General features: G+C 41.1%; 5 protein-coding genes. All 5 read left to right on the forward strand.

Annotated elements, in window-relative coordinates; genetic code table 11:
- Positions 1–319, forward strand: a 319-nt coding sequence (locus NZM04_08735; protein ID MCS7064107.1) for a transposase, incomplete at its 5' end; no start/stop codon positions are given.
- A gap of 299 nt (positions 320–618) precedes the next feature.
- Positions 619–1,491, forward strand: a complete 873-nt coding sequence (locus NZM04_08740; protein MCS7064108.1) for a sulfotransferase — start codon at positions 619–621, stop codon at positions 1,489–1,491.
- 327 nt (positions 1,492–1,818) lie between these two features.
- Positions 1,819–2,904 carry a hypothetical protein gene (locus NZM04_08745; GenBank protein MCS7064109.1) on the forward strand — a complete coding sequence of 362 codons (1,086 nt, stop codon included), beginning with the start codon at positions 1,819–1,821 and terminating at the stop codon, positions 2,902–2,904.
- A 41-nt stretch (positions 2,905–2,945) separates the two neighbouring features.
- Positions 2,946–3,740 carry a PIG-L family deacetylase gene (locus tag NZM04_08750; GenBank protein MCS7064110.1) on the forward strand — a complete coding sequence of 265 codons (795 nt, stop codon included), beginning with the start codon at positions 2,946–2,948 and terminating at the stop codon, positions 3,738–3,740.
- Positions 3,737–4,957 carry a glycosyltransferase family 4 protein gene (locus tag NZM04_08755; GenBank protein MCS7064111.1) on the forward strand — a complete coding sequence of 407 codons (1,221 nt, stop codon included), beginning with the start codon at positions 3,737–3,739 and terminating at the stop codon, positions 4,955–4,957. The genes NZM04_08750 and NZM04_08755 overlap by 4 nt, the downstream gene beginning before the upstream one ends.
- Positions 4,958–5,048 lie beyond the last annotated feature (91 nt).

Below are 5,048 nucleotides of genomic sequence, written 5' to 3' on the forward strand. Positions count from 1 at the left end.
CTATAAGTATGGCAAGATCTATAAGCTTAAGGTGAATGTCGATAAGGGCTGTAAGTTCATCCACAAGATCGTCACTGACATGGCCAATTCTAACGACAGCCAGCACTTCGGCGGACTTCGACCCGGCCAACACCACCGGGATGTCAATGCAGACAGGGCTATGCGTCCGATGAGCGTCATGCCTTGCAAAAAGGCGAACGGTTACCGACAACAGATTCAGCGCAAAGTCCAGAGGAACAAGCCATTGTCCGAGGCACAACAGGAGCGCAATGACCCGACCGCGAAAACGCGGGCACAGGTAGAACATGCGTTTGCGTGATTGAGCGATGGGCGCCAAGGTATTCCGGACCATGGACCAGACGTGTGCAAGCGTTGCCATGACGTTGATGTCAGCGTGTTTCAACATCAAGCGACCTTCGTACTTCCAGTGTGCTGGGATAGTGCCCGCAGGACGCCTGATATGGGACGAATAGCCGTTGCCCGGGATAAACGAAGTAAAACCGTACTTCGCTGCTCAATTATGCAGCAATATGACATGGAATTTGAGGCGGACTCGTTCAATTGCATCCTCAGTGGCCTAGTTCATTGAATATCACGGGTTATACGAGGTGTCCATATATGCATACCACTAACCTAAAGGATACAGACCTACTGATCATCGGAGGCATGCCCAAAGCAGGTACTACGTCATTGTTCAATTGGCTTTCTAAACATCCAGACATTGCCGCATCGGTTGTAAAAGAAACACGTTTTTTTCTTGATAAAGACTATCCTTTACCGAGTTCAGCACGATACAATGGCAAAAACCTTGAAGACTATATCAAGTATTTTAGGCACAATTCTGACGCCAAGTTATTGCTAGAATCGACACCGGATTATTTATATTGTAGAACACCAATTCATATTGCAGATATCATGCCGAGAGCGAAATTTATTTTCGTTCTACGCGACCCTGTCGAACGCGCGGTCTCGTGGTATAAGTTTGCAGCACAACTTGGCTATTTACCACGTAAGATGAGCTTTACAGATTATATTCAGGCTCAATTGGGCAAGTCGGTATACAAGGACACGCCCATTTATTTACGCGCTCTGGATCAAAATAGGCTGAATAAATATTTGCCACATTTTCTCGAAGCATATGGCAGCAGGTGTAAAGTATTCGACTTTGCACAGCTCAAGACAGACCCGTATAGTATCGTCAGTGAGATATGCAAGTTCTGCGGCATCGAACCTTCATTCTATGATAATTTTGTTTTCGATGTCAAAAACATATCAACCGGTGTGCATGCAGCCAGGCATGCAAGAATTTATTATCGTACACGGGCATGGTTTATATACACATTCAGACCGTCCCCAAAGACGAAGAACATGCTTAGGCCAATTGCCTCTAGCATCAAGAAGATACTCTCTGCTTCACAGTTCGCACATCCCATAGAGCTATCCCAGGATATTATTGATGCAATAAGATCAGACGCCCAGATAATTATTTAATAATAAATCTAATATCCGGAATAAAATAACGAGCAACACTCTATGACGTTTTACAAACGGCTCACAAGCATTATAGTGCCGACATTTATAACGTGGCTGGTATTCGAAGAAACTATATACGGATATACAAATATAACACCGACTTCATACTTGTACCTTAAACTTTTACCGGAATTATTTCTTTACGCTATATTGGCACTTTTAATCTATAACAGAGCGATTAGTGGACATATATCGAGTTATAAGCCGTCGACGTTTGATTATGCCCTTGTCTTCTTTGTGCTTTTATCTTTCCTATCTACATTACTCAACGATGGCTCGTTTCTAATGGCAGCACTGAATATACGCACGTCACTGCGATATGTAGCTATTTATTATATCATTGTTTTATCAGGCAGCCTGCCTAGTCCGCACTATCTAAGAATGTTGCTTGGTTATGTCATATTGCTTGCCCTAATACAATCCAGTATCAACGCAGTACAACATATCATGGGCGATGAATTTCGAGATAAATATTTTGGCGGCCCCGATATAGAACTGGAACTATCATCAATTCACACTTTAATAACTGACAAATTAGATAAAATGGGAGCCGCATATGGTACTTTCGGAAAAGCTGCTCCAGCCGCATTTTTCATGATGATAGTTATAATCTATGCAGCCATCAATGCAGTCAGAACCAATAAAATTCTCGAGTCTTATAAATGGTGGCTCATCTATATTTCATTATTAGTCGGTATATTTTTAACTTACAAGCGCGCCGCGTTCATTATAGCGCTACTAGTGCCACTAATTACTGCATATATATTAAAACGTACACAATTCGTTGTGCGCTATATAATATTTAGCGCAGCAGGTGCATCGTTATTCTTCATCTTTGGCTCTCTAGAACAAAATGAGTATGTACGAGAAAAGAGCACAGCTATTTCACCATACGAGTCTATACACAATCTTATGACTGAAGAATACTGGTCAATAGCTTTCACCAAGTCACGAGGCTGGATGCTTACAGAAGTAAGTCGAGAGGTTATGGCATCATTCAAGCCTCTTGGTTATGGCGCCGATGAAATGAATGCTAAAGCCCAACTTGCTACTCTTGGAGGCGAGTTTGCTAAATTATTGTCTTTTGGAGCTTTCGACGATGTTTTTATTGTGGCCTGCCTAGTATACTATGGACCAGTAGGACTAATATTATTGTTATTGGCTTTTTACGATCTAAGACTGCGCGCAGTAAGATTATATAAGCACTCGGACTTAGAATATAAACAAATCGCGCTAATGATCATGATTGCTATATTAATTTTGCTGCCTGCTGCCTTTGTTGAACGGATTCTTGAATTCAGGGCACTGTCTTTTTTATTATGGTCGTTGTGTGGGTATGTTGCGGTTGCTGAAAGACACCGATTACGGTGACACTTATTAAGGTGTTATCGTTTATTAAAGTTAAACAGGTCATGTGGCGTGACTCTTTGAACAAATTGACGCGAGTCATACATAAATATATCGTTGAGTTTATAGTCTCTGGATGTGCGTCTCTGGTCCGATGTGTATATAAACACAAGCATAATCAACAGGACCGCAACATAAATATTCCAGATATAAATAACGTAGCTATCCTCGTACCACACCCTGATGACGAGATCATTGGTTTATATCATTTTATGGAATTGATCCACAATAAAGCTGAAATAACCCTGTTTTATCTAACAGACTCCAGTGACATCAATCTCGCCAAGAAGCGACGTTTTGAATCACAAAGAGCGATAGCTAGTCTAAACGTCCGTCAGCGAATATATTGCGGTCTACCCGATGGAAGATTACAACATCATAAGGATAGTCTTATCAAATTACTACACAATCTTTCTACAGATTACGACATAGTTCTTAGCCCAACCCCAAATGATGTTACTCCCGATCATCAAGTCATTGGACAGCTCGCTTATGAAATTATACCCCATAACAGCCTCATCTGGTACCGTAGCACTTGGTGGACATTCACGATCAAAGAGGCAGATTTTGTTGTCACCGGAAATGCAAACAGTAAGCTAAATGCTCTGCGTCATTTTCGTACGCAAAGTAATCTTGCGTTACGTAATACTGTCATTCTGTCTGCCATTGAGGCATTGTTTCATGGTATCGAAACGAGCTCAATAGAATCATTTCGTTATGCCAGTCGTGGTATTCCAAATACTAAACCTATAAACACACTTTCATTCTTTTCGATTGTTGGTATCTTCAAGTCAAGATGAGAATATTACTCATAAACAACTATCATTACATTAGAGGCGGCAGTGATAAATACTTTCTCGAACTCGCGCGTCTTCTGCATAAGCACGGTCATGAGGTTTACACTTTATCGACATTTCACAATGATAATATATATACAAATTTATATGCACACCAACCACTGCGACTAATAAATACAACCAAACCAGAATACATCACGGATTACGTCAGATTTCTTTATTCATTTGAAGCGCGCAAAGCAGTTAAACAGATAATTAAATACCGCAGGCCTGATATTGTACACCTCCATATATATTATGGTCAAATAACGGCCAGCATATTAAGACCACTCGTGCATTTCAATATACCTATCGTACAAACATTGCATGAATATAAACTAGTATGCCCCACACATGCCTTGCGCTCGAACGGTAAATTTTGTGATGCATGCCAAGGGCGTTTATATTGGCAAGCCATCATTAATCGATGTAATAGAAACAGCATCATCCGGTCAATGTTGTCAGCTCTAGAATCGTATGTATCCGATGCGCTTGGTGCTCGAAAGAAAATAAATCACTTCATCGCAGTGAGCAAATATCAACGCGATCAACTTATCAGATTAGGCCTTGACAGTAGCAAAATATCCGTTATTTACAACTATACAGATTTTGCATCACAACCTCCTGACGCTCTAGGTCATTATCTACTCTACGTGGGTCGGCTTTCGGAAGAAAAAGGGCTAGACTTGTTGTTAAGAGCCTATGCCAAGATTGCCCCACCGCGGATACCATTAAAAATCGTAGGCCATGGTGATAATATCAATTATTGGAAGAGACGCGCACGTGATTTAGGTGTATCATATTCAATACATTGGCTCGGACATTTGACTGGCTCCGATTTACAGAATATATACAGACACTGTCTTGTGCTAGTGAATCCATCGCTTCTAAATGAGACATTTGGTCTTACAAATCTTGAAGCTTTATCTCAGGGCAGACCAGTTATCGCGAGTAATGTAGGAGCATTTCGCGAAATTATCGAGCACAATGTCAATGGCTGGATTGTACCAGTCGGCTCGGTTGATGCTCTTGCTAGTACTTTACAATATGTAATAACAAATCCACAAATAGCGTTTAAAATGGGCATCAACGGCTGGCGTCATGCACACAAAAAGTACAATTCAGATAAGCATTATTCTGAAATTATGAGTATTTATGAACGGTTAATCAATAATCAATAAAGTACCTGTTGACCACGAGTCTCAGCCTGTGAGCCAGTAGGGTTAGCAAGCTGGCATTGCTTGATTTTTCGAGGAGAAAGCGATGCCGAAG

The sequence above is a fragment of the Candidatus Methylacidiphilales bacterium genome, from assembly GCA_025056655.1.
Lineage (GTDB): Bacteria > Verrucomicrobiota > Verrucomicrobiia > Methylacidiphilales > JANWVL01 > JANWVL01.

Coding starts and splice junctions, on each gene's coding strand:
- NZM04_08740 (MCS7064108.1), top strand. CDS start 619: ATGCATACCACTAACCTAAAGGATACAGACCTACTGATCATCGGAGGC.
- NZM04_08745 (MCS7064109.1), top strand. CDS start 1,819: ATGGCAGCACTGAATATACGCACGTCACTGCGATATGTAGCTATTTAT.
- NZM04_08750 (MCS7064110.1), top strand. CDS start 2,946: ATGTGGCGTGACTCTTTGAACAAATTGACGCGAGTCATACATAAATAT.
- NZM04_08755 (MCS7064111.1), top strand. CDS start 3,737: ATGAGAATATTACTCATAAACAACTATCATTACATTAGAGGCGGCAGT.